Genomic DNA, 21,343 nt, shown 5'->3' with positions numbered 1-21,343 from the left:
ACAAACGGAAACCGAGCATTTCCGAATGCCGCCTTGCGACGTCACGGCCATCCATTAACTCTGGTCGATCATCCCCGCAGAGACCTGATTGATGACCGCACCGCTCGAATTCGGACTGGATACGTTTGGCGACGTCACCAAGGACGGCTCAGGCAGCCTGCTTTCGCATGCGCAAGTGATCCGCAACGTCGTCGACGAAGCGGTGCTGGCCGACGAGCTCGGCCTCGATTTCATCGGTCTTGGCGAGCATCACCGCGCCGATTTCGCGATCTCCTCGCCCGAGACCGTGCTGGCGGCAATCGCATCGCGCACCAGCCGCATCCATCTCGGCTCGGCCGTGACGGTGCTGAGCTCCGACGACCCCATTCGCGTGTTTCAGCGTTTTGCGACGCTCGATGCGCTCTCCAATGGCCGCGCCGAAGTGATCCTTGGCCGCGGCTCCTTCACCGAATCCTTTCCGCTGTTCGGCTTCGACTTACGCAAATACGAGGAGCTGTTCGAGGAGAAGCTCGATTTGTTCGCCGCGCTGCTGTCGCAGAAGCCGGTGACCTGGCAGGGCAAGCTGCGCCCGCCGCTGAAAGACCAGCTGGTCTATCCACCAGTCGAGAACGACCGGCTCAAGACCTGGATCGGCGTCGGCGGCAGCCCGCAATCGGTGGTGCGCGCCGCGCACCACGACCTGCCCTTGATGCTCGCGATCATCGGCGGCGATCCCGCGCGGTTTGCGCCGTACGTCGATCTTTATCACCGCGCCTTCAAGGAGTTCGGCCGCCCCGTGCAGCCGATCGGCGTGCACTCGCCCGGCTACGTTGCCGAAACGGATGCGCAGGCGCGCGAGGAGCTGTGGCCCGACTACAAGGCGATGCGCGACCGCATCGGCAAGGAGCGCGGCTGGCCGCCAATGGGCCGCGACGAGTTCGTCAATGAGGCCGAGCACGGCTCGCTCTATGTCGGCGCGCCGGAAACGGTCGCGCGCAAGATCGCAGCGACCGCGAAGGCGCTTCGCATTTCGCGATTCCAGCTGAAATATTCGGCAGGGCGATTGCCGCACGAGAAGCTGATGAAGAGCATCGAGCTTTATGGGCGGAAGGTGGTGCCGATGGTGCGGGAGATGATGGGGTGAGACCGTCTGGGCCAGCCCGCCTACGCCGTGCGGGCCACGGCGTGACGGCCTTCGCTCGCTTCGCGCCATAGGCATTTGTGGCTGGCTTGCCGAGCCGTAGCTCGCGAAGCGAGCGAAGGCTGGTGGGGGAGGCAGGACTCGAACCTGCGAAGCCATGAGGCGGCTGATTTACAGTCAGCTCCCTTTGCCACTCGGGACACTCCCCCGCTCGACGGCAGCACAATCGGGCCGGACCTTGCCGGCGGACCGAAGACGGCCATGGAACGTGAAGGCCGCAACAGCCCGGATGGGGGCGCGACCGGGCGCGGTTATGGGCGAAGCGGTGGGGTAAAGTCAACCGAGGCGAAAAGCTAAAATCACCCCCGATCGCGCCCAAATTGCCATATTCCGGGACCCGTGACACAAGCGAGCGCATGAAGGATCGAAAATTCACCCCGAGGGGGCCCCGCGGCGGGCCTAAGCCCTTCAACAGGCCCGGAAAATCGGCAGGCCGGCTGGCTCGACGCGACCGCGATTCGGGCCCCGACGGACCCGTCATCCTCTATGGCTGGCACACCGTCAGCATGGCGCTCGCCAACCCCGAGCGGCAGATCCGCAAGCTGACGCTGACCGAGAACGCCGCAAGGCGTCTGGCGGACGAGAACATCGAGACCCGCGTCACCCCCGAGATCGTCCGGCCCCAGGAGATCGACCGTCTGCTCTCGCCCGACGCCGTGCACCAGGGCCTGCTTGCCGAGGCCGATCCCCTGCCCTCGCCTGATATCGAAGACCTCGATCAGGAAGGCATGGTGCTGGTCCTCGACCAGATCACCGATCCGCACAATGTCGGCGCTATCCTGCGCTCCGCGGCAGCGTTCGCGGTGAAGGCGATCGTCACCACCGCCCGCCACAGTCCCGAGGCGACCGGTGTGCTGGCCAAGGCCGCCTCCGGCGCGCTGGAGCTGGTGCCGATCGTTACGGTGCAGAACCTCGCGCGCGCGCTCACCGAGTTGAACGAGCGCGGCTTCCAGACCGTTGGGCTGGACAGCGAAGGCACCGACGACCTTTCGCATGTCACGCTGCGCGAGCCGCTTGCGCTGGTGCTAGGCGCCGAAGGCAAGGGCCTGCGGCAATTGACGCGCGAGACATGCAGCATCGTGGCGCGGCTCGACATGCCCGGCGCGATCAAGAGCCTCAACGTGTCGAACGCCGCCGTGCTCTCGCTCTATGTCGGCGCGAGCCGTCTCGGGCTGATGAAGCGCTAGCAAAACAAAACGCCTGCCCGCATCGCGCGGACAGGCGTCTCGATGGCTCAACCGATCAGAGATCAGTAATAGCGGCGCAGCACGCGATGGCCGCCGTAATAATACGGCGCGGGGCGACGGGCGTAGCCGTAGCGCGGACCGTAGCCGTAATGCGTGCGCGGCAGATAGCCGTAGCGCGGGCCGTAGCCGTAGCGATACGGACGGTAGTACGGACGGTGATAGGGATAGGCGACCGCAGCGGCGCGATAGCCATAGCCATAGCCGTAATCGGCGGGCGCGACGACCGCATCTTCGCGATAGGTCGGATACGGCGCGAACGCGCCCGGGCCGGTATAGGTCGGGCCCTGGTTGACGTAATAGTACTGCGTGGTCGGCTCGGCGAGACGCTCATAGGCGCCGTAGCCGTAGCCGTAACCACCGCAGCCGGTGTTGCAGCCGGAATAGACCGGGGCGACGGGCGCGCAGGCGGTGAAGCCGCAGGCCGCGGCCGGCGCGGTGGCGACGAACATCACGGCAGCCGCCGCGACCAGGCCCGAAATCATCTGACGCATTACTCTCTCCTGTTGATTTCCGTTTTGTTGGATCTGTCGCTTCTTAACCCGGCGGTCTGCCGGGGATTTCTGCGTGCGGCCGGTGACGCCGCGGATGGTCGTTGATCTCAGGCGCGAGGATCACCGGCGGCGGATCGACGGGCACGTCCATCTGCGGCGGCAGCGGTGCGGACGATGCGCCCCAACTCTGATGATAGCTCTCGGCGGGTCTTGGCAGTTTGCGGATCGCGGGCGGTTCGACCTCGAGCCGGCCGTAGCCGGGCCGCAGGCCCAGTGTCGGATAATAATGGCCGACATCATCGGGCTGCCGCTCGGCGATATAGCGCCCGCCATAGATGGTGGGCTGCACCTGGACGTTCTTGCCGAGGCCCCAGACACCCTCGACGACGCTGTAGGACGCATCGATATTGTTGATGGTAATCGGCACCCCCGGGCGGCCGGGCACGACGATGTCGAAGCCGCCGCCGGCAAACGCCGTCGCGGGCAGTCCGATCAGAAAAGCGGCGAGCGCCACAGCGCGCATGAGGATGTTCCGGTTATCCGGAACACAACCTATCCGATCGCGCCGCGGAGAGGGTTAAGGCCAACTCACCAAATTCCGGTAAGCCTAACGTGCAAGGATTGCGCGCCGCTCAAATGCTGCAGCGCAGGCTAGCGAAGCGTTAACGGCACCCGGCGACTGCCGGAACCGCCCTGCGTGCTCACACGCGTTTGACCGAAGACCGGCAAGTTTTGGCGGAACGTCCTCTGTCTCTCGCATTTAGCTTCCCGTTCAATCAGAACGGGAGCCAACAATCATGAACATCAAACTCCTCGGCGCTGTCGGCATCGCGGCCACTACGCTTGCAGGCCCGGCAATGGCCCAGGCGGTGGTCAACAATCCCGGCCGCTGCTCGGCTCAATTCCCGAACGCCAACTGCCAGAATCTCGGTCCGGGAAACCCGTATACCGATGGCCGCTATCGCCATCGCCGCGCCGCCTACCGGCAGAGCAACGGCGACTGGAACAGGACTCACACCGGCTTCTGGCCGGCCGACGTCGCGGGCGACGTCGCCGGTGCTGCGATCGGCACCGCGGGCGCAATCGCGACCGCACCGTTCCGCGCCTGGGACAATTCCTACGCCTATGACAACTCCTGGAATAACCGCGGCTGGGACACCCGGACCTATGCCCAGCGCAACGGCTTCGTCTGCACGCCCGGTGCCTGGTTCAAGGGTGAAGACGGCCGCCGGCATCGCTGCCAGTAAGCCGTCTGGATCAAGCGACAGAACAGGCGGCCCTCGGGCCGCCTGTTTTCATGCCGGCGCCGGTCGCGCCGGTTCTGGCACTTTCCAGCCAAGTCTGATATGCGACGCGCGAGCGGGCGAACGGCTCCGGCGCATTGCCGAGCCCTGCCCCGCACGTTGGCGTCGCCGGCTTAGCTCAGCGGTAGAGCAGCGGTTTTGTAAACCGAAGGTCGGGGGTTCAATCCCCTCAGCCGGCACCAGCGCAGCTTCTTGTTTTATTCACCTTTACGATTTTGGCTGCCCGGCGTCGAAATCGCGAGCGGCGCGATCCTTGAACATGTCCCGACGAGACGTTCCCGAATTGGAGCGACTTAACAGGGAGATTTACATTTCGATATTGCGGCGATAGGACCTCGAAAAGCTAACCAGAGGTCGCAATGCTTCAACCCGCAAATCTAGCGCGTTTCGCTCGCAAGGTGCTCGACCAATTTGGCCTCGATATTGCTCGCCAGGACACACCGTTCCTGGAACCTGAGTTCCGCTCTCATGCGGCGGCCTGCGCGCCCTATACGATGGTCTCGCGCGAGCGCCTTTACGCCCATTTTCAAGCGATCAGGTACGTGTCGGAGCACGGCGTGTCTGGAGATATCGTCGAGTGCGGCGTTTGGCGCGGTGGAGTGTCAATGCTGGGCGCCTTGACATTGCTGTCGCACGCCGATGCGTCGCGACGGATATGGCTCTACGACACGTTCGCCGGCATGGCTAAGCCCGGCGCCGAGGACCAATCCCCCTGGGACGGCAACAACGCCGTGCGCCTCTGGTCCAAACACAAGAACGATGGACGGAACGACTGGTGTTATGCTCCTCTGTCCGAGGTTCGCAAAAACATGCTCTCGACCGGCTATCCCGAGGATCGCATCACCTTCGTTCAAGGCGACGTCGTCGAGACGTTGGGCCAGCATGTTCCGGACAAAATCGCGGTTCTTCGGCTCGACACCGACTGGTACGCCTCGACAAAGGCTGAGCTCGAAATCCTGTTTCCACGCCTGGTAAAGGGCGGCGTGCTCTTGATCGACGACTATGGCGCATGGTCTGGCTGCAAGAAGGCGGTCGACGAATACCTTTCGGAAAACAAGATTCCGCTGATGCTTCACCGCACGGATTATACCGGGCGCAGCGCCATCAAGATGACCGACTGACGGGTCAGAGGCGCTCCAACCAGCAAAAAATGCCCTCTTGACGATTGCACCAGACTGGCACGGCTTTGGGCATTGCCGCCATCGTGGCATTGCGCGCAGTGCATTGCGTAGAACGCGGCACCGTCCTGCTGCGCCAGTGCCGGCGCGGAGAAGGCCGGGGCCCGATCCGCTAGCCCATGCCTGGAAGCCAAGAAGAATGGAATCCAGCCTACATGGCGACGATGCGTCCGCGGACGGCGAAGAGATCATCGGAGGCATAGCTCTCGAACTGGCTTGCGACCTTCAATTCCGGCGCGGGCTCGCCGGGCACGCAACTCTCCTCGACAATGGTGAAGCCGGCGTCGCGAAACATCCGCACGTAGTCGCTGTGCCGAAGCCGATTGACATACTGCTTGCCACTGTTGAACGGCTTCCATTCCGCATCTGAGTAGCGAAGGAAGTTCAGGCGGGAGACCGACTTGTCGGACCGCGCATAGTGATCGCTGTAATCGATCGAGTGGACTGTCAAACGCCTGGTGACGGCACGCAACGCCCGCAGCAATTCGAGCAGCTGATCCGGCGGAACGTGCTCCAGCACCTCGTTCGAGCAGGAGCAGTCGACCTGCTCGTCATCTCGCGTGACGTAATGCGGCGCCCTGTATCGTACGCCGAATTTTTGCAATTCCTCCCACGAGCCGAACGGAACCTGGCCGGCCAGGAGATGGCCGGCCGCATGCTGGACCAAATCCAACCTGGCAATCCGGTTGACGTCGACGGCTGTCACATCCTTCACGCCCATGCGGCGGAGCGCGAGCGGGACCGCGAGATCCCGGCCTGCGCCCACTTCAAGCAAGGATGCCGGCACGCCGCCGACATGGCGATCATACTCGGCTAGGACCTCCTTCGCCTTGTTTGCCAGCGAATCCAGCGTCCTTGTCGGTCTCGGCCATGTTCGCGTGACGTGGCGTTGCAGCCAATAATGGATTGCGCTCCCTCCCGGAAGTTCGAGGGCGCGAAATGCCAATGCCTTGAGTCGCCAATCCATGGGGCGCAACGTATAGACGAGGCCTCCTCGCCGCAACCCGCGTTGGTCGCTCAGCCTGCCCTCATTCGGCGAGCCGCCACAGCCCGAGGCTCTTGTCGCGCCAGCCGCCACCACCCTCCTCGCAGCGTTCGTTGATCAGTTCGCGCGGCGCCGGCCAGTTGAACGGCGCTTTCTCCATGTTCAGCGCGCGCCAGTCGCCGTCCTCGCAATCGCGATTTGCATCCCATTCGGGAAAGGTCGTGGCCAGCAGGAAGCGCGCGCCGCTGGCACGAAAGTTCGCGGCCGCGCGCGCGATGTTGTCGAAGCTCAAGTGAACCAGGCAATCCCGGCACAGAATGACATCCGCGTGCGGCAGCGGATCGCGCGTGATGTCGGCCACGAAAAACCGCCCAATCAATTCGCCTCGCGCCACGCGCTGGTTGTTCGCCCGGATCAGCGACGGCACGATGTCGACGCCGGTGTAGTCGAGATCGAGCTTCATGCGGTCGATCCAGCCCGCATCGCCGCAGGGCGCATCGAGCAGCGAGCGCGCGCCGAGCCGTTGCAGCAATGGCGGAAGCGCGTCCCGGATCGCAGCGGTGGCGAGGCCCTCCGAGCCGAGGCCGGACACTGAGCTCGCCGCGCCCCAAAGGTTCGTCTTCTCGATCCGCGCGAACCGCGCGGCGAGATCGAGGCCCGCAAAATTGTCGCGGTCGGCGACGAACCGCTCATGAGCGAGCACGGGAGGACGATCGGCGATCATCGGGGCGGGACGCTATCCGGAATTCAGGCGCAACCGGACTATACAGCGAAAGCATCTTGTCCGAAATTGTCGAGCGAACCCGCTCACCTCATCGGCCCCGTTCAGACCCCATGCACCCAACCACCGCCAGACAGAAGGCCAGGATCGTCGCCGGTGCGGCCACCGCCATCATCATGACGGCCGTGCTGTTCGTCGTCGCGCTTGCATTTCTGCTGTAGCAAGCCGCGTTCCGCCGCGCTGCACGTCCGTGATGTTCGAGGAGACCTGCTGGGTGCCGTGCGCGGCCTGCTGAACATTGCGCGAAATCTCCTGGGTGGCGGCGCCCTGCTCCTCGACGGCCGCAGCAATGGTCGAAGATACTTCAGACAGCCGCTCGATCATGCACAAGCAAATAGGCCAAGGCTCACCTTGGCGAGGCCTCCGAGCCTTCCTCGGGCCGGTCCTGGGCACGCACCAATTCCTCGACGAACGCGATGACCTCTGCCCGCTTGTCGGGCGGCAGTGACAGGAACGCGCGGATGAGCCTCAAGCCCTCCGCCTCGATCGAGCGTTCTTTTCCGGCATCCATCCGCCCACTGTCGGGCGATCGGGAAAAATATGCAACCCGAATAAGCAAATCCCCGTAAACGATCTTGATTCGGCGCGGCCGCTTTGCTGGAATGGGCACGGCTGAGGTGGATCATGAAGTGGATCAGGGAACGCGACGCACTGATCGCGCAGACACTGGCCTTCGTCCAATCGGTGACCGGCAGGAAGGATGACCTCCTGCCGCCGGATTCGGCTGCGTTCACGTTCACAAGGGAGACCGTCACCGTCCAGCCTGTCCCGGTCGAGGCCGCACCGCCGCCCGCCGAGCCCGCGCCACAGCCGCCAGCCATCCAGCTCACCACGCCTCGGATGACCGGCGATTTCCGCACCGAGATGCAGGCTCGCATCGCCAACTTCCGCAAGCATCAGGAGCGGTTCGAGCGCGAGCGCGAGGAATATTGCGCGGCGACCCTGACCAAATTGCGCGCCGCGATCCGCGACCCCTCCCTCCGCCCGTCGGCCGAAGAGTAAGGCCGGCGGCCGGTCAGACGCCTACAGCCAAGACCACACCAACCAGAGATTGGCCGCACAGGCGCCCAATAGTGCCAGCGTTAGTGGCAGCAGCATGTGCCCGCAGCAGGTTTTGAGGTCGGTCGTCATGGCCGGAAACATCCGCTGATTCCGGCAAATGAGTCCCAGGGTTTCTTTTTTTGGGGATTCAGGACTCGTTAAGGACTCAGGGCCCGGCGGCCCTCGCCCATCGATCACGGCCCCGTGATCGACTCGGAACCCCTCGCCGCGTCAAGTCGTTGATGCGTTTTCCGGGAGCGGGAAGAATGCCCTACGCCCTGTTCTGCAACGACGCCCAGATCAGCAAGGCCTATCCGAGCGAGTCCGACGTCTGGAAGATCGCGCAGCGGAGCGGCCTCGTCGTCGACATCAGTGCCGATGACGAGCGCCATGGCCCGCGGCGGGTGCTCGACAATGACTACGAGATCAAACCGTGCCGGGCAGCCCGAGGCGAGGACCCCGCCAAAAACAAGGCCGAGGCCGACCGGCAGTCCAGGCTGGAGCTAGAGCTGAATTCGTAAGACCGGCCCGCGTGAGCCGGAAGATCTCAGGGGGTCGCGGTCGCGAGCGACGCCTGCTCGCCCGCCAGGGCCACGCAGGCCTTGCGCCGATGCAGTCCGCGGATCGCGCCTGTCACCTTCAGCACCTTGCCCGACGGGCAGGTGGCGTCCTTGACGAAGGCCACCTCATACGGTGCCAGCATCAGAGGCTCGGATTTGAGGATTGTCTGTGCAGAGCACGGCAGGCAGGTGAAGCACGAGAGCATCACTGCCGACACAAAGATACGCATGTCCGTCGTCCCACCAGCCCGGTAATTCTCATATAACGCGCCCCGGAGCGCGAGTTCCGTAAGCGGCAAAAATTATTTTTGCTTTACTCCCGCCCCATGACGCGCGTGAGAAGGCGCGCGCCGGAATGTTTGCTAGCAAATGACGCGCCAGATGGTTCACGCAAAGCAAACGGCGGTCAGCCGGCAATGCGAGGCCGGCAAACGCAAGGCCTACAAACGAAAGGCCGGCGCGAGCCGGCCTTTGTCAGATCCTGGATCAGAGCTGGCAGGAGGTCAGTAGCGCGAGGCTGCCGGACCGCCCCAGCCGAAGCGGTAGTTCACACCGACCTTGACGGTATGCTCGTCCTCCCGACCGCGGACGCCGACGATGTCGGCCGGACCGGAGGTGAAGGTGGTGTTGCCAAAGTTGTAGTACTGGTACTCGGCCTTGGCCGACCAGTTCGGCGCGAACATATATTCGAGGCCGGCGCCGACGGTGTAGCCGTCCTTGTTGTTGCCGGTCGCGGTGAAGGTCTGCGGCACGCCGGCGACGTTGACGCCGAGGCCGCCATTGCGCCAGGCGTAACCGCCCTTGGCGTAGAGCAGCGTCGGCCCCCAGGTGTAGCCGATGCGGCCGGTCACCGAGCCGAGCTGGTCGGTGTTGGACGTCACCTGCGTCCCCAGCGGGAACGTGACGCCGTTATTGTTGGTCGGCAGCCACGAATACTGGGCCTCGATGCCCACCACCCAGTTGGGCGCGAACTGGTAGTCGAAGCCGCCTTGCACGCCGCCCAGGAAGCGGGCGTCGCTCGACTGGAAGCTGCTGTCGCCGGCAAACGCGCCGCCGACATGGCCGCCGATATAGAAACCGGTCCAGTTGTAGATCACCTGCGGCGGTGTATAGGCCGGAACCTTGGTATAGGTGCGCGGCTGCATGTCGGCTGCTGCAGCCGGCCCGACCAGCGCAAGCAGGGCGGCAGCGCCCAGCAAAGTCGTCTTCATGGTCATCCCCGTTCTTTCATTTGCGACACTCAGGAAACAACGTGGCGTGAATGGGGTTGCTTCGCGACGATGCCGGAACGTTGATCGTTCGTTACTGTGACGGAGCGGCAACAACGTGATTTTGTTCCGTCGCGCCCCCTGCATCGACAGATTTCGTCCTCGACGCGAAGCTTGCCGTGCCGATTTGTCACAAGAGAAAACCACCCCGTTCAAAGCTCGCCAAAATGTGATCCAGCGGCTCCGGCAGCTTCGTTCTAGCAGGCACCGATGAAGGCGGGCTTTGCGCTACCGCGTCATCTTTTCCAGTTCCGGAAACGGTGCGTAAACCGCACCGGCGCAGAGGTCGCTGGTGCGGTCGACGACGCGGTCCGCCCGGCCGTTGACGAAGATCACCGCGCGCTCGCGCATGGCCTTGTAGCTGCCATCGGTCTCGCGCGGGGTGAAATGCAGACAGCTGATATAAAACTGCCGGCCGCCAACCTCGCGCTGCACTGGCTCGGCCATGCTGGCCTCGCGCACGCCCACCGGGTTGTTGAGATAGGTGCGCATCAGGGCCAGCGTGTCGCTGCGGAAATTGTCGGGAAAGGGCTGCGGCCCTCCGGCCTGGGTCCCGTCCATCAGCGTTGGGCGGTCACCCTCGCTGCCGAAACAGGCCGCGAGCGCCAGCGGCAGCACGAGGATCGCCGCACGTTTCGTCAATCGCCCCAAGGGACCACATTCTCCGGCCAGTCAGACTCGGAAGACGTTCTAGCTCCAAGGTTGCGCAAAGGGAATTCGCTTCGCAGCCCAGACAGCGCACCGGCCCGCCCCCAGCATCCCGTGCTTGCGCACGAGGTCTGACGAACGGACCGGGCCTGAATTCCGCACGCGGCGGCAGGGCAATGCCAGGGATGCCGCCGCGCGGGATTCAGTCGTTAGCTGTGCTTCTCGGTGGCCATCGGCTTGGTCACGTCCGGCTGCGCCTTCAGCGACTTCTTGGCCGACAGATGCTTGTGGTGATGGCGATGCTTGCGCACGGTCTTGTGCTCGTCGGGCGTAACCGCGGCATTCGCATTCATCGCCTTCGACTTGGTGTCGGCCTTGACGTCGGCCGCCTTCGTGTCGGCCTTGATGCCCGTCTCGGGTTTCGCGGCGGTGGTCGACGCCTTGGTCTTGGTCTGGTCCGCCTTGATCACCGGCGCGGTCGTGGTGGTCTTGCCGGCCTCAGCCGCGAAGGCCGGGGCTGCGACCACGGAAGCTGCGAGCAAGGCTGCAGAAATGGTCTTCAACATGGTTGGTCTCCTCTTTGAAGGATCTTGAGGCGGCGCCCTCTCGCCTACCCTTTGATCGTAGGTGGAGCCTAGGCGTCGCGCACTGAACCCAATCTGAAGCCGATCGCCGGCTTCCGTTCATCTGGATGACAACTTTGTCATGTGCTCGCAGGGCGAATAGGCCGGGCCGGCGGGAATGTTTTTACCCGCCGGGTGTTCCGGTCTTCGGGCAATCGTGTAGGATCGCCACGTTCCATACCGGAGAATTTTGATGCGCAAACTCTCAATGCTTGTTGTGCCGGGACTCGTCGCCATGTCGCTGGCGGTCGCGCCGGCGCTGACCAGCGCTTACGCCGCCGGAAGTGACGAGCCCTCCTCGCCGCCGAAATCGGACTCCTCGACCAAGAAGGGCAAGAAGAAGAGCTCCTCCGTCAGCGATCCCAAATTCCTCGCCGCCTATCGCACCGCCTACACCACGATCTATGACAACCACGACTACACCGGCGCGATCAGCCAGCTGAAGTCGCTCCAGCGCGACGACGTCGCCGACGTCGCCAATCTGATCGGCTATTCCTATCGCAAGCTCGGCGACTACCAATCGTCCAAGGTCTATTACGAGCTGGCGCTGAAGGACGATCCGAACCACGTCCGCACCTGGCAGTATTACGGCCTCTGGCAGCTCGAGCAGGGCAACCGCGAGCAGGCGCAGTATCACCTGAGCAAGATCGCTTCGCTCGCCGGCACCGACAGCTCCGAGTATCGCTCGCTTGCCGCCGCGCTCGACAAGCCGACCGGCGCGACGCTGGTCTACTAAGACATCTCGTTTCGAACGGCACGAACCGGCACAACCTCAGGGTTGTGCCGGTTCTGTTTTCTCGGCTAGCCTTCGCGCACGAATCCTCCCCACATATGGTGCGCAATGGATAGGTGGCTGCGATCCGCGATCGACTACATCGGCTCATGGATCGAATTCCAACACAGGACAATTCAGCAGCCGGGCGTCGTCGTCGCTTTCGTCCATCGCGGCGAGGTCGTCGCCGAGCATGCGTTCGGCCTTGCCAATCTCGACACCGGCGAGAAGCTGACCCCGCGCCACCGTTTCCGCATCGCCTCGCACTCCAAGAGCTTTACCTCGGCCGGCATCATGAAGCTGCGCGAGCTGCGCAAGCTACGGCTCGACGATCCGGTCGGCCAATATGTCGGCGGCCTGCATCCGCGCGTGGCTGAAACGACCATCGCGCAGCTGCTCTCGCACACCGCGGGGCTGACGCGCGACGGCGCCGATTCCGGGCAGTTCATCGATCGCCGTCCGTATCTCAGTGCGAAGGAACTGCTCGCGGAGCTGAAGCTGCCGACTGCGATCGAGCCCGGCACACGCTTCAAATATTCCAATCACGGTTTTGGCCTGCTCGGCCTCGCCATCGAAGCCGTGGCGAAGGAGCCCTACACGGCGTGGATCAAGCGCGAGATCATCGAGGCCGCCGGTCTGCGCGAGACGGAGCCAGACGCGCCGTTTCCCAAAGAGGCCCCGTTCGCGCGCGGCCACACGCGAAGAGTGCCACTGGGCGAGCGATGCGTCATCCCCGGCGACAACCCTACAAACGCGATGGCATCGGCCACAGGCTTCGCTGCGACCGCCGCCGATACCGCGCGCTTCTTCGCACAGCTCACGCCCAGTACGAAAAAGAGCGTACTGTCAGCCGCAAGCCGCCGCGAGATGACTCGGCATCATTGGCGGATCCCGCAGAGTTTCGAGGGCTATTACGGCCTGGGCATCGGCATCGGCAAGCTCGACGGCTGGGACTGGTTCGGTCATGGCGGCCACTTCCAGGGCTACATCTCGCGGACCTGCTCGATCCCCTCTTGCGAGCTCGCGATCAGCATCCTCAGCAACTCAATCGACGGCGCCGCGCCGTTCTGGATGGACGGCGCGATGCAGATCCTGCGCGTCTTCCACTCGCGCGGCGCGCCCGACCGGCGCGTGCGGGACTGGACCGGCCGCTGGTGGACGATCTGGGGTGCGACCGACCTGGTACCGGCGGGCAACCGCGTCCTCGTCGCCAATCCGCAGCTCAACAACCCTTTCATGGACGCCGCCGAGATCGAGGTCACCGGCCGCGACACCGGCAAGCTCGCCTGGGCCGCCGGCCATTCCAGCCACGGCGAGTCGGTCCGCCGCGTCCGCGACAAGCGCGGCAAGGTCAGCGACATCTGGATCGCCGGTGCCAACGTCAAGCAGGAAGCCGTCGTGGCGCGCGAGATCGCACGCAGATATGCGCCACGCAAACGGCGCTCTATTCCCTGATCAGGGCCTCGACCTCGCTGCGGAATGCCTGCCGCGAGCCGTCGCGCGAATAGAACATGTGCCCGCCGGGATAGGCGACGAACTTCACGCGCTGGCTCGCGAAGGCCGGCAGCTGGTCGAGCACCCGCCTCGTTCCGAAATACGGCGTGGCGAGATCGAACAGGCCGTGCCCGACCAGCACGTTCAGCCTCGCGTCGGTGGCGAGGATCTGGCGCAGCTCCGAAATCGACTGCGGCGGGTTGATGCCGCGGCCGAAATCCCAGTGGCCCTCTACAGCACCGTTCAGGACTTCATAGGAGCCATCGGGGCGCCAGTTCAGCTTGCGCGTCAGCACGTCGACCGCGGCACTCGTCAGCGGTGCCTGGAGCGAGTCGCCCGAGGGATCGCCGAACCGGGAGCTGCTCGAGTCCGGATAGGGATCGAGGCCGCGCACCGAGCCATCATAGCGTCCCGTCACCTTGCCGTTCTTGCGATCAAGCTCACGGCGGAATTCTCCGACGTCGAGGCGCCCGGCGAGCCGGCGGCTCACCGCCTGGTCGATGCCGGTCAGCTCGGCGACCTTGTCGGCGAGCCGGGTGGTGGCCTCCTTGTCCGCCTCGCCCTTGACGAGGTCGGCCAGGAATTCGCCGCGCGCGTAAGCCTCGACGTCGGCGAGATCGGCACGGGTGACAGGCCCCTTGGCTTCGCGCGCCACCGCCACATAGCTCGGCAGCGTTGCGACATATTGCAGAAGGCTGGTGCCGGTGAACTCGCGGAAGTCCAAGAGCGGCGACACCAGGACCAATCCCCTGACCCCGACGCCGTGCTGGATCTGCAACTGGCGCACGACCTTCGGCCCGCGAATGCCGCCATAGCTCTCGCCAGCGACGTATTTCGGCGAGGTCAGCCGGTCGTGCTTCTCGAGCCAGCGGCGGATCACCAGCGCGATCGTGTTGACGTCGCCGTCAACGGAGTAGAACGATTTGCGTGCGTCCTCGCTGCTCGTGACAAAACGGCTGTAGCCGGTGCTGACGGGATCGATGAAGACGAGATCGGTGAAATCGAGCCAGGTCTCCGCGTTCGGCTTCACCTCGGGCGAGGCCGAGGGCGACAGGGCTTCGCCATGGAGCGGCAGCCGCCACGGCCCGGCAGCCCCGAACTGGAGCCAGGCCGAGGAGGCGCCGGGCCCGCCGTTGAACAGGAACGTGACCGGACGGGCGGCGCGATCTACGCCGTCGAGTTCGTAGGAGTTGTAAGCGATGTCGGCCAGCGGCTCGCCCTTGCCGTCGTACACCCGGATCGAACCGGCAGTCGCCGCGAAGCTCAGAGTGCGGCCCGGCAGATCCAGCGTCTGCTGCGTGCTGGAGTCCGGCGGGAGACGATGCAGTTCGGGCGCCGACGCCGCATTCTGCGGGGCGCCTGGCGCGCCGCTGCTGCGTCCGCCCTTCTGACCGGCTGGCGAGGCCGCCTCCGCGCGCGGCTGCGGCGGATCGTCTGCGCGCGCAAAGCTAGCGAACGCGAAGATCGACACCGCCAGCACCAGGAACGCACGGCGCAGGGCCGGCAAGCTCGTGACCATGATCGTTCTCCCTGCCCGGCCGCGAGGACCGGTGCACATCCGAAGGCTAGCGAGCAAATGCGACGGTTTGGGGGATCACCGGTCCAGCGGGCGCCGAGGAGGCCGGCCGGAGCTCAAATTGAGCCGGTTTTGTCCTCAAGATGCCCAATCGTCCGTTTGCCTTGAAGGCGGTCCTCCTCGACAATGCGGGCCCAGGTCGTATAGACGAGCCCGGCGGAACTTTCTCCAGCAGCGGCCCTGCCCGGAAGCCATGACCAAGCCAGTGCGATACGACCGGATCGCCTTCGTCGCGAGCCCCAGCAGCGAGGCGCAGACCGCCTTCAGCCAGCTCACCAGGGACTATGGCAATTGCGACCCTGATGACGCGGACGTCGTGGTCGCGCTCGGCGGCGATGGCCTGATGCTCCAGACGCTGCACCACAACATGCGCACGGGAAAGCCGATCTACGGCATGCACCGCGGCACGGTTGGCTTCTTGATGAACGAGTACTCGACCCACGACCTCCGCGCGCGACTCGCGGCGGCGCATGAGTCCGAGATCAACCCGCTCCTGATGCGCGCCACGGATAGCAACGACCGCGTGCACCTGCATCACGCCATCAACGAGGTCTACCTGTTCCGGCAGACCTACCAGGCCGCACGCCTGCGGATCCTGATCGACGAGCGCGAGCGCATGCCCGAGTTGATCGCCGACGGCATCATCGTGGCGACGCCGGCAGGTTCGACTGCCTACAATCTTTCGGCGCAGGGCCCGATCCTGCCGATCAACGCGGCGCTCCTTGCACTGACGCCGATCAGCGCTTTCCGGCCGCGGCGCTGGCGCGGCGCCCTGTTGCCTAACACGGCCTATGTCATGATTGAGGTGCTGGAAGACGACAAGCGCCCGGTCGCGGCCGTCGCCGACCATGAAGAGGTACGCAGGGTCCGCCGCGTCGAGGTGCTCTCCGACAAATCCATCTCGATGCGCATGCTATTCGACCCCGGCCACAGCCTGGAAGAACGCATTCTGCGCGAACAGTTCGGCTACTGAGCGCCCTGTCCGGTGCCGGCCGGGGCCCGTCGGCAACCCTTCATTAACTCCCGGCGCGATATGGTTAATGAAGGTTGACCGCTCTGGCCCAGGCGTCATGTTCCGCATCGATTTCAACAAGCTGCGCTTCCTCGTCTGCGATGACAATCCGCACATGCGCCGCATCCTGCGGACGCTGCTGCACTCGTTCGGCGCGCGCGAGGTCTATGAGGCCGAGGACGGCGCCACGGCGCTGGAAATGTACAGCCATTACGTCCCGGATATCGTCATCACCGACTGGGCGATGCCGATCTTCGATGGGCTCGAGCTCGCGCAGATGATCCGGCAGCCGGAATCGAAGGGCAATCCTTACGCGCCGATCATCATGCTGACCGGCCATTCCGAGAAGCGCCGCGTCACGGTCGCGCGCGATGCCGGCGTCACCGAATTCCTGGCCAAGCCGATCTCGGCCAAGGGCCTCTACCAGCGCATCCTCAACGTCGTCGCCAATCCCCGGCCTTTCATCAAGACCAAGACCTATTTCGGTCCGGACCGGCGCCGCAACACCAACTCCGCCTATATGGGCCCCGAGCGCCGCGTCGGCGAAAAGCACGAGGTGCTCCAGCAGCCTTCGTTGCTCGATAAGGCCCGCTCCTCCATCTAGCGCAACGTCTTCAGACGAGGCAGGCATCATGGCGAAGAACAGCGCAAAGGACATCGAGGTCACGGCCTTCGCCACGCATCAGATCATCACGCAGCCCAATCCGCTGCGCAAAGTTCTGCGCCGCGTCGAAGACAAGGACATGGACGATCCGATCGGCCGCGCCGAACAGGCGCTCGCGGGCCTTTCCGGCGAGTTCAAGGACTGGATGACGACCGAGGTCAACCGTCTCTCGACCGCCTATGTCGCCATTCGCAATGACGGCTTCACCAAGGAACGACGCGACGAGCTGTTCCGCGCTGCGCACGACATCAAGGGCGATGCTGCAACGTTCGGCTATCCGGCAGCTGCGGGAATCGCCGAGAGCCTGTGCCGGATCATCGAGCACGCTCCCGATCTGGAGCGAGTGCCGGCCGAGCTGTTCACGCACCACATCAACGCCATCCTCGCCATCGTGCACGAGAACACCCAGCTCGACCGCATCAGCGTCTCCGCCGAGCTCAGCCGCCGTCTGCGCAAGGTCGCCGACGACTATCTCGCCCACGTCAACCGCGACCGCCCCGAGCATCTCGAGGCGATCCTCGCGCCGAGCATCGTGCCGACGGAGTAGGTTCTCGCGGTTCGCAAGATATCGTAGGGTGGGCAAAGCGAAGCGTGCCCACCGATCAATCAACGCCAACTTTGCGGAGAGATGGTGGGCACGGCGCTATGCGCATTTGCCCACCCTATGGCATCTCGTCACGCCGCGATCAAATCTTCGTACACCGGCTCGATCGCGTCATCCGCAACGAGCTCGTCGCAGAACAGCCTCGCCTCTTCGCGCGCCGACTCCGTGGCAAAGCGGCGGAGCAGCACCATCAGCGGCTCGGCGGCGCCGCGGTCGGTCTCGCAATGGGTGAGCACGCGCTCGACCATGCGGCGGCGCAGCCGGGCGGCCCCGTCGTCGCTGCCGACAAAGCCCTGCTCGTGGCAGGCATCGAGCGCGACCTGGAACGCGGCGAACGTCGCCTCGGGCAGCCCGGCGCGGCGAAGCAGCGCATGCAGGCTGTTGCCGCCGCGATCGTGCAGCAGCGCCGAGACGCGCGCCAGCGGCAGATCGGCGAGCTCGGCGAGCGATGCGTCGAACAGATCGAGATTGCTCGACAGCAACGCGCGCAGGATCAGCCCCGCAGTGAGCTGGCCGGTGACGCGCAAATGATGTACCAGGCCCGCCATGTCCTCGCCGCGCGAGCGCGCCGCGATGTGCATGGTGGAGCGATCGCGCGCCTCGGTGGCGATGCGCTCGGCGCGATCGGCGCTCAGCCAATTTCGCGCCACGACGAATTGCGCCAGAGTTTCCGAAAGCTTTGCCACCAAAGCAGCGCGCGTTGCCGACGGCAGATCGTCCAGCACCAGCATCGCCTCGCGGATCGCGGCGAGCTGGCCGTGGCGCTCGACGATGCGGTGCCAGGAGAACGGCGTGAGCTCGGCGTGCGGATTTTCGATCAGCTCCAGCGCGGCCGCCGCGCAGCCGACTTCGGCGATGGCGGCGCAGACCGACACCGGCAGCGCAGTGCGGCGGGCGACAGCACATTGCACCTCGTCATTGCCGGTTGCGACGATGTCGACGAGATCAGCGTCGATCAGCAGCGGCGAATGTTCGAGCACGGGCAATGCGACCGTCGGCTGGTCTGCCGACAGCGCCCGCACGATCGCGGCCGGCGCATCGAGGCTGCGCGCAAACGCCTCGGCCATCGCCTGCCGCACCAGCGGCGAGGGATCGTCGAGCTGCATCAGCAGCGCGCCTTCGGCGGCAATGCGGTTGTCTGTCGAAAGGTCTGAGATCAGCCAGGCCCGGGCCAATGCCCGTGTTGCCTCGGCCCGCTCGCCGGCGGGCGCCGTCCTGATCCAATTGATGAACTGCCGAACGATCATGCTGCTTCCGGCTTACGCAACGAAGACGAAAATGGTGACGGCCCGTCACCTGCAACACAAAATAAACCACGACGCTTAACAAAGCGTTCACCATAACCGGCTGGTTTCATTGACGTTTTGTTAAGGGAACAAAGCTGCGCCGCAACGCGCGAGCAGATGTCAGCTCGAGAACGTGCCGCTGCGATCACTGAAGAGATCGAGCGGCTGCGGCGCACGCACGTCGGGCGCGGTCGAGGCGACCGAGGTGAGCGAGGCGTTGTTGCCCCACAATGTCTGCACCGTGGTCGAGACCGGCTGCGTGGTGTCGCCGGGCTGATAGATCGAACGAAATGCGGGGGTGACCGGCGCGTTGTCCGCAGCCGTCGCTGAGGACGTCGTGCTCACCGGCGTCACGCCGCGCGAATCCGGGAAAGTCTGGAGATAGGCGGCATTATCGATGAGAGGCGCGGTCGGCTGCACGCCATTTGCGCTTGCGACCTGCGTGGCCGAGGGCGTATCGCCATACATCGCCATCGCGGTACGGGTGACCTTCGAGTTCGCTGCGCTGGCATAGCGGGCATCCAGCACCGAATAGACCTCGGAGACGCTGCGGGCGCGGCCATCTTTGGCATAGAAGATCGAGCGGTTGGCGGATGCCGCATTGGGAAACAGCCGCGCGCCGACGGCCTGCGGATTGTCCTCGGCATTGGCAATCAGTTTCGCCGCGCCGCCGACGCCCATGAAATGGGCCATGTAGAGTTCGCTGTCGCTCGGCCTGCGGCCGAGCAGACCGGTGAGCTTGAAGCTGTTCGACTGCGTCAGCGCCGCGGCCATGCTGGAGGCGGCTTCCGGATCGTCGCGCAACTTCATGATCGAGCGCTTCATGAAGGGATCGTCGACGGTGTAGCTGCCGGAGGACGTCTTGGTGATCGCGTCGGCATAGTTGCCGTAGCCGAGCTGGGCCCCCGCCTCCTTCACGGTGCCGAGCCAGGTCTGGTCGATGAACTGGAAGAGCCCGTGCGCAGATGACGTCGTGGCCCCCGCGCTCGGATCGAAATCCGATTCCATCTTGGCGGTGGTCAGCATGTACTGGAAGCTGACACCGGTGCGGCTGGAGACCTGCTTGATTGCACCGGCGACGCGTGCCCGCGACGGATCGAGACCCGCCGTCTGAGAGGCACTGGAATTGTCGACCGACATGCTGAAGGCCCCGCCCCGCGCGGCGTTGAGCGGCGCCGGCAATTCGGCGCCCTGTCGTCTCACCGTGGGACAGGTATGGTTAATGCGGGGTTAATTTGGCAGCTTCCGTCATTCCGGGGGGCTCGAAGAGCCGAACCCGGAATAACGAAGGCTTACTCATACACCGCGTCCGGATCGAACAGCCGTTCGGCATCGACGAACACAAGCCTGGCGCCACCGCCCTCGGCTTCGACCTTGCGGTAGAAGCACGACCGCCGCCCGGTGTGGCAGGCCGCGCCGATCTGCTCGACCCGAATCCAGACTGCATCCTGATCGCAATCGGTGCGGATCTCGATGACGCGCTGGGTCTGACCTGAGGTCTCACCTTTTCGCCACAAGGCATTGCGCGAGCGGCTGAAGTACCAGGCTTCGCCGGTCGCGATCGTCTTGCGTAGCGCCTCGTCATTCATGTGGGCGACCATCAGCACGTCGCCGCTGGCGACGTCGGTCGCGACGACGGTCACGAGGCCCGCGGCGTCGAACTTGGGAAGGAAGACAAGACCTTCCTCGATCTCATGGGAGTGAGTGGACAAAGGGACCTCGCCGGTTAACTCGCGAGGTCAGCGCTGCAGGCCTCGCACCAGGGACAGGAAACGGGCCTGCTCCGCCGGATTGTCGCGGAACATGCCGGTGAAGCGGCTGGTGAAGGTGGAGGCGCCATGCTTGGCGACGCCGCGCACCGACATGCAGGTATGCTCGGCCTCGATCAGCACGGCAACGCCGCGGGGTTTCAGGATCTCATCGATGGCGGCTGCGATCTGCGCAGTCAAATGCTCCTGGGTCTGGAGCCTGCGGGCGAAGATGTCGGTGAGGCGCGCGAGCTTGGATAGGCCGACCACGCGCTCCACCGGCGTATAGGCGATGTGCGCCTTGCCGTAGAACGGCATCATGTGATGCTCGCATTGCGAGGTGAACTCGATGTCGCGCACCAGCACGAAGTCGTCGTAGCCGGCGGTCTCGCCGAAGGTGCGGTCGAGCACCTCGGCCGGGCACTGGTGATAGCCCTGATAGAGCTCGTCGAAGGCTTCGACCACGCGGCGCGGCGTGTCGAGCAGGCCCTCGCGCTCGGTGTTCTCGCCGATATAGGCGAGCAGCGTCTTGACCGCGGCTTCCGCCTCGGCGCGCACGGGGCGCGGCTGATCGGCGCGGACGGCGACTGCGAGGAATTCGGCAGGATCAAGCTCGGCCGGACGGCTCTCGGGCTGCCGGTCGGTGGGCTTGTTGGGGCGGATGGATTTGATTGCAGCGTCCATATCTTCTCCGTTCGACGGCCTCAACGGCCGGAGTGTCACCGGCAGACGGGGCGGCAAGCCGCCGGACGCCTGAAGAAAACAAATCTTGGCGAAAAGGCCCTTTAGTCACAACGCCCCGATAGCGCAGATCTGGATCGCAACCGGCGCACCGCTGGACTGTTTTTCCACCAGTTCCGACCCTATATAGGGCCCTGGAC

25 protein-coding genes, 2 tRNA genes and 1 pseudogene are annotated in these 21,343 nt (G+C 64.7%); 12 read left to right on the top strand and 16 right to left on the bottom strand.

Annotated features, from left to right (window positions below; translation table 11 throughout):
• Window positions 1–91: 91 nt before the first annotated feature.
• Entirely contained in the window at window positions 92–1,123 is a 1,032-nt protein-coding gene (locus JJB99_RS15965) for an LLM class flavin-dependent oxidoreductase (RefSeq protein ID WP_200499640.1), read from the top strand.
• A gap of 120 nt (window positions 1,124–1,243) precedes the next feature.
• Here JJB99_RS15965 and JJB99_RS15960 read toward each other — a convergent pair.
• A tRNA-Tyr gene (locus tag JJB99_RS15960) sits at window positions 1,244–1,329 on the bottom strand.
• Window positions 1,330–1,536: 207 nt separating this feature from the next.
• Between JJB99_RS15960 and rlmB the strand changes: the two genes are divergently transcribed.
• Complete coding sequence (rlmB, locus tag JJB99_RS15955) at window positions 1,537–2,367, top strand: 23S rRNA (guanosine(2251)-2'-O)-methyltransferase RlmB (protein WP_200499639.1); 831 nt, start codon at window positions 1,537–1,539, stop codon at window positions 2,365–2,367.
• A gap of 62 nt (window positions 2,368–2,429) precedes the next feature.
• Here the strand turns inward: rlmB and JJB99_RS15950 are convergent, their stop codons facing one another.
• A complete protein-coding gene (locus tag JJB99_RS15950; RefSeq protein WP_200499638.1) occupies window positions 2,430–2,918 on the bottom strand; it encodes a hypothetical protein in 489 nt (162 codons plus the stop codon).
• A 43-nt stretch (window positions 2,919–2,961) separates the two neighbouring features.
• Window positions 2,962–3,441, bottom strand: coding sequence for a hypothetical protein (locus tag JJB99_RS15945; protein WP_200499637.1), 480 nt, complete (start codon window positions 3,439–3,441; stop codon window positions 2,962–2,964).
• 274 nt (window positions 3,442–3,715) lie between these two features.
• On the opposite strand from JJB99_RS15945, the gene JJB99_RS15940 reads away from it, so the two are divergent.
• The 3 genes from JJB99_RS15940 (at window position 3,716) to JJB99_RS15930 (ending at window position 5,343) form a co-directional block, all read left to right on the top strand.
• Window positions 3,716–4,165, top strand: a complete 450-nt coding sequence (locus tag JJB99_RS15940; protein ID WP_200499636.1) for a hypothetical protein — start codon at window positions 3,716–3,718, stop codon at window positions 4,163–4,165.
• A gap of 164 nt (window positions 4,166–4,329) precedes the next feature.
• Window positions 4,330–4,404: transfer RNA gene (locus JJB99_RS15935), tRNA-Thr, on the top strand.
• A gap of 177 nt (window positions 4,405–4,581) precedes the next feature.
• Complete coding sequence (locus tag JJB99_RS15930; protein ID WP_200499635.1) at window positions 4,582–5,343, top strand: TylF/MycF/NovP-related O-methyltransferase; 762 nt, start codon at window positions 4,582–4,584, stop codon at window positions 5,341–5,343.
• Window positions 5,344–5,551: 208 nt separating this feature from the next.
• On the opposite strand, the gene JJB99_RS15925 is transcribed toward JJB99_RS15930, so the two are convergent.
• From JJB99_RS15925 to JJB99_RS15910, 4 genes and pseudogenes are all read right to left on the bottom strand, one after another.
• Complete coding sequence (locus tag JJB99_RS15925) at window positions 5,552–6,367, bottom strand: methyltransferase domain-containing protein (RefSeq protein WP_246775262.1); 816 nt, start codon at window positions 6,365–6,367, stop codon at window positions 5,552–5,554.
• Window positions 6,368–6,428: 61 nt separating this feature from the next.
• Window positions 6,429–7,109 carry a class I SAM-dependent methyltransferase gene (locus JJB99_RS15920; RefSeq protein WP_200499633.1) on the bottom strand — a complete coding sequence of 227 codons (681 nt, stop codon included), beginning with the start codon at window positions 7,107–7,109 and terminating at the stop codon, window positions 6,429–6,431.
• 201 nt (window positions 7,110–7,310) lie between these two features.
• A pseudogene (locus JJB99_RS36950) lies at window positions 7,311–7,487 on the bottom strand (methyl-accepting chemotaxis protein); the annotation flags it as partial.
• A 25-nt stretch (window positions 7,488–7,512) separates the two neighbouring features.
• Window positions 7,513–7,677 carry a hypothetical protein gene (locus JJB99_RS15910; protein ID WP_200499632.1) on the bottom strand — a complete coding sequence of 55 codons (165 nt, stop codon included), beginning with the start codon at window positions 7,675–7,677 and terminating at the stop codon, window positions 7,513–7,515.
• A 113-nt stretch (window positions 7,678–7,790) separates the two neighbouring features.
• Between JJB99_RS15910 and JJB99_RS15905 the strand changes: the two genes are divergently transcribed.
• Together JJB99_RS15905 and JJB99_RS15900 are read left to right on the top strand one after the other, a co-directional pair.
• Complete coding sequence (locus JJB99_RS15905) at window positions 7,791–8,168, top strand: hypothetical protein (protein ID WP_200499631.1); 378 nt, start codon at window positions 7,791–7,793, stop codon at window positions 8,166–8,168.
• Between the two features lie 305 nt (window positions 8,169–8,473).
• Window positions 8,474–8,728 (top strand): hypothetical protein, encoded by a 255-nt coding sequence (locus JJB99_RS15900; protein ID WP_200499630.1) that lies wholly within the window; start codon window positions 8,474–8,476, stop codon window positions 8,726–8,728.
• Between the two features lie 26 nt (window positions 8,729–8,754).
• On the opposite strand, the gene JJB99_RS15895 is transcribed toward JJB99_RS15900, so the two are convergent.
• The 4 genes from JJB99_RS15895 to JJB99_RS15880 all read right to left on the bottom strand — a co-directional run bounded on the left by JJB99_RS15895 (window position 8,755) and on the right by JJB99_RS15880 (window position 11,249).
• The gene (locus JJB99_RS15895; RefSeq protein ID WP_200499629.1) at window positions 8,755–8,997 is read right to left on the bottom strand and encodes a DUF6719 family protein; all 243 of its coding nucleotides are present in this window, start codon (window positions 8,995–8,997) and stop codon (window positions 8,755–8,757) included.
• A gap of 273 nt (window positions 8,998–9,270) precedes the next feature.
• A complete protein-coding gene (locus JJB99_RS15890) occupies window positions 9,271–9,978 on the bottom strand; it encodes an outer membrane protein (RefSeq protein ID WP_200499628.1) in 708 nt (235 codons plus the stop codon).
• 285 nt (window positions 9,979–10,263) lie between these two features.
• A complete protein-coding gene (locus tag JJB99_RS15885; protein ID WP_200499627.1) occupies window positions 10,264–10,686 on the bottom strand; it encodes a hypothetical protein in 423 nt (140 codons plus the stop codon).
• Between the two features lie 206 nt (window positions 10,687–10,892).
• Window positions 10,893–11,249 (bottom strand): His-rich protein BRANT, encoded by a 357-nt coding sequence (locus JJB99_RS15880; protein ID WP_200499626.1) that lies wholly within the window; start codon window positions 11,247–11,249, stop codon window positions 10,893–10,895.
• A gap of 250 nt (window positions 11,250–11,499) precedes the next feature.
• Between JJB99_RS15880 and JJB99_RS15875 the strand changes: the two genes are divergently transcribed.
• On the top strand, window positions 11,500–12,042 hold the full coding sequence (locus tag JJB99_RS15875) for a tetratricopeptide repeat protein (RefSeq protein ID WP_200499625.1): 543 nt from the start codon (window positions 11,500–11,502) through the stop codon (window positions 12,040–12,042).
• 105 nt (window positions 12,043–12,147) lie between these two features.
• Window positions 12,148–13,533: a serine hydrolase domain-containing protein gene (locus JJB99_RS15870; protein WP_200499624.1), complete on the top strand. Its 1,386-nt coding sequence runs from the start codon at window positions 12,148–12,150 to the stop codon at window positions 13,531–13,533.
• On the opposite strand, the gene JJB99_RS15865 is transcribed toward JJB99_RS15870, so the two are convergent.
• The gene (locus JJB99_RS15865) at window positions 13,523–15,091 is read right to left on the bottom strand and encodes a S10 family peptidase (protein WP_200499623.1); all 1,569 of its coding nucleotides are present in this window, start codon (window positions 15,089–15,091) and stop codon (window positions 13,523–13,525) included. The two genes, JJB99_RS15870 and JJB99_RS15865, sit on opposite strands and share 11 nt — an antisense overlap.
• A 250-nt stretch (window positions 15,092–15,341) precedes the next feature.
• Between JJB99_RS15865 and JJB99_RS15860 the strand changes: the two genes are divergently transcribed.
• The 3 genes from JJB99_RS15860 to JJB99_RS15850 all read left to right on the top strand — a co-directional run bounded on the left by JJB99_RS15860 (window position 15,342) and on the right by JJB99_RS15850 (window position 17,371).
• A complete protein-coding gene (locus JJB99_RS15860; protein ID WP_200499622.1) occupies window positions 15,342–16,121 on the top strand; it encodes an NAD kinase in 780 nt (259 codons plus the stop codon).
• 97 nt (window positions 16,122–16,218) lie between these two features.
• Window positions 16,219–16,764 carry a response regulator gene (locus JJB99_RS15855; RefSeq protein ID WP_008549760.1) on the top strand — a complete coding sequence of 182 codons (546 nt, stop codon included), beginning with the start codon at window positions 16,219–16,221 and terminating at the stop codon, window positions 16,762–16,764.
• A gap of 28 nt (window positions 16,765–16,792) precedes the next feature.
• Entirely contained in the window at window positions 16,793–17,371 is a 579-nt protein-coding gene (locus JJB99_RS15850) for an Hpt domain-containing protein (RefSeq protein ID WP_200499621.1), read from the top strand.
• A gap of 128 nt (window positions 17,372–17,499) precedes the next feature.
• Here the strand turns inward: JJB99_RS15850 and JJB99_RS15845 are convergent, their stop codons facing one another.
• From JJB99_RS15845 to folE, 4 genes are all read right to left on the bottom strand, one after another.
• Complete coding sequence (locus JJB99_RS15845) at window positions 17,500–18,675, bottom strand: DUF2336 domain-containing protein (protein ID WP_200499620.1); 1,176 nt, start codon at window positions 18,673–18,675, stop codon at window positions 17,500–17,502.
• 159 nt (window positions 18,676–18,834) lie between these two features.
• A complete protein-coding gene (locus JJB99_RS15840) occupies window positions 18,835–19,896 on the bottom strand; it encodes a lytic transglycosylase domain-containing protein (RefSeq protein WP_200500180.1) in 1,062 nt (353 codons plus the stop codon).
• A gap of 110 nt (window positions 19,897–20,006) precedes the next feature.
• Complete coding sequence (hisI, locus tag JJB99_RS15835; protein WP_200499619.1) at window positions 20,007–20,426, bottom strand: phosphoribosyl-AMP cyclohydrolase; 420 nt, start codon at window positions 20,424–20,426, stop codon at window positions 20,007–20,009.
• Between the two features lie 27 nt (window positions 20,427–20,453).
• A complete protein-coding gene (gene folE / locus JJB99_RS15830) occupies window positions 20,454–21,146 on the bottom strand; it encodes a GTP cyclohydrolase I FolE (RefSeq protein ID WP_200499618.1) in 693 nt (230 codons plus the stop codon).
• Window positions 21,147–21,343 lie beyond the last annotated feature (197 nt).

This window comes from Bradyrhizobium diazoefficiens (genome assembly GCF_016616235.1).
In the GTDB taxonomy this organism is placed as follows: domain Bacteria; phylum Pseudomonadota; class Alphaproteobacteria; order Rhizobiales; family Xanthobacteraceae; genus Bradyrhizobium; species Bradyrhizobium diazoefficiens_H.
Note: the sequence above shows the minus strand (reverse complement) of the source record. Positions and strands in the feature narration are given on the sequence as shown.

Excerpts from the sequence above, each read along its gene's own strand:
- JJB99_RS15965 (WP_200499640.1), top strand. The coding sequence starts at position 92 with ATGACCGCACCGCTCGAATTCGGACTGGATACGTTTGGCGACGTCACC.
- rlmB (WP_200499639.1), top strand. The coding sequence starts at position 1,537 with ATGAAGGATCGAAAATTCACCCCGAGGGGGCCCCGCGGCGGGCCTAAG.
- JJB99_RS15950 (WP_200499638.1), bottom strand. The coding sequence starts at position 2,918 with ATGCGTCAGATGATTTCGGGCCTGGTCGCGGCGGCTGCCGTGATGTTC.
- JJB99_RS15945 (WP_200499637.1), bottom strand. The coding sequence starts at position 3,441 with ATGCGCGCTGTGGCGCTCGCCGCTTTTCTGATCGGACTGCCCGCGACG.
- JJB99_RS15940 (WP_200499636.1), top strand. The coding sequence starts at position 3,716 with ATGAACATCAAACTCCTCGGCGCTGTCGGCATCGCGGCCACTACGCTT.
- JJB99_RS15930 (WP_200499635.1), top strand. The coding sequence starts at position 4,582 with ATGCTTCAACCCGCAAATCTAGCGCGTTTCGCTCGCAAGGTGCTCGAC.
- JJB99_RS15925 (WP_246775262.1), bottom strand. The coding sequence starts at position 6,367 with ATGGATTGGCGACTCAAGGCATTGGCATTTCGCGCCCTCGAACTTCCG.
- JJB99_RS15920 (WP_200499633.1), bottom strand. The coding sequence starts at position 7,109 with ATGATCGCCGATCGTCCTCCCGTGCTCGCTCATGAGCGGTTCGTCGCC.
- JJB99_RS15910 (WP_200499632.1), bottom strand. The coding sequence starts at position 7,677 with ATGGATGCCGGAAAAGAACGCTCGATCGAGGCGGAGGGCTTGAGGCTC.
- JJB99_RS15905 (WP_200499631.1), top strand. The coding sequence starts at position 7,791 with ATGAAGTGGATCAGGGAACGCGACGCACTGATCGCGCAGACACTGGCC.
- JJB99_RS15900 (WP_200499630.1), top strand. The coding sequence starts at position 8,474 with ATGCCCTACGCCCTGTTCTGCAACGACGCCCAGATCAGCAAGGCCTAT.
- JJB99_RS15895 (WP_200499629.1), bottom strand. The coding sequence starts at position 8,997 with ATGCGTATCTTTGTGTCGGCAGTGATGCTCTCGTGCTTCACCTGCCTG.
- JJB99_RS15890 (WP_200499628.1), bottom strand. The coding sequence starts at position 9,978 with ATGAAGACGACTTTGCTGGGCGCTGCCGCCCTGCTTGCGCTGGTCGGG.
- JJB99_RS15880 (WP_200499626.1), bottom strand. The coding sequence starts at position 11,249 with ATGTTGAAGACCATTTCTGCAGCCTTGCTCGCAGCTTCCGTGGTCGCA.
- JJB99_RS15875 (WP_200499625.1), top strand. The coding sequence starts at position 11,500 with ATGCGCAAACTCTCAATGCTTGTTGTGCCGGGACTCGTCGCCATGTCG.
- JJB99_RS15870 (WP_200499624.1), top strand. The coding sequence starts at position 12,148 with ATGGATAGGTGGCTGCGATCCGCGATCGACTACATCGGCTCATGGATC.
- JJB99_RS15865 (WP_200499623.1), bottom strand. The coding sequence starts at position 15,091 with ATGGTCACGAGCTTGCCGGCCCTGCGCCGTGCGTTCCTGGTGCTGGCG.
- JJB99_RS15860 (WP_200499622.1), top strand. The coding sequence starts at position 15,342 with ATGACCAAGCCAGTGCGATACGACCGGATCGCCTTCGTCGCGAGCCCC.
- JJB99_RS15855 (WP_008549760.1), top strand. The coding sequence starts at position 16,219 with ATGTTCCGCATCGATTTCAACAAGCTGCGCTTCCTCGTCTGCGATGAC.
- JJB99_RS15850 (WP_200499621.1), top strand. The coding sequence starts at position 16,793 with ATGGCGAAGAACAGCGCAAAGGACATCGAGGTCACGGCCTTCGCCACG.
- JJB99_RS15845 (WP_200499620.1), bottom strand. The coding sequence starts at position 18,675 with ATGATCGTTCGGCAGTTCATCAATTGGATCAGGACGGCGCCCGCCGGC.
- folE (WP_200499618.1), bottom strand. The coding sequence starts at position 21,146 with ATGGACGCTGCAATCAAATCCATCCGCCCCAACAAGCCCACCGACCGG.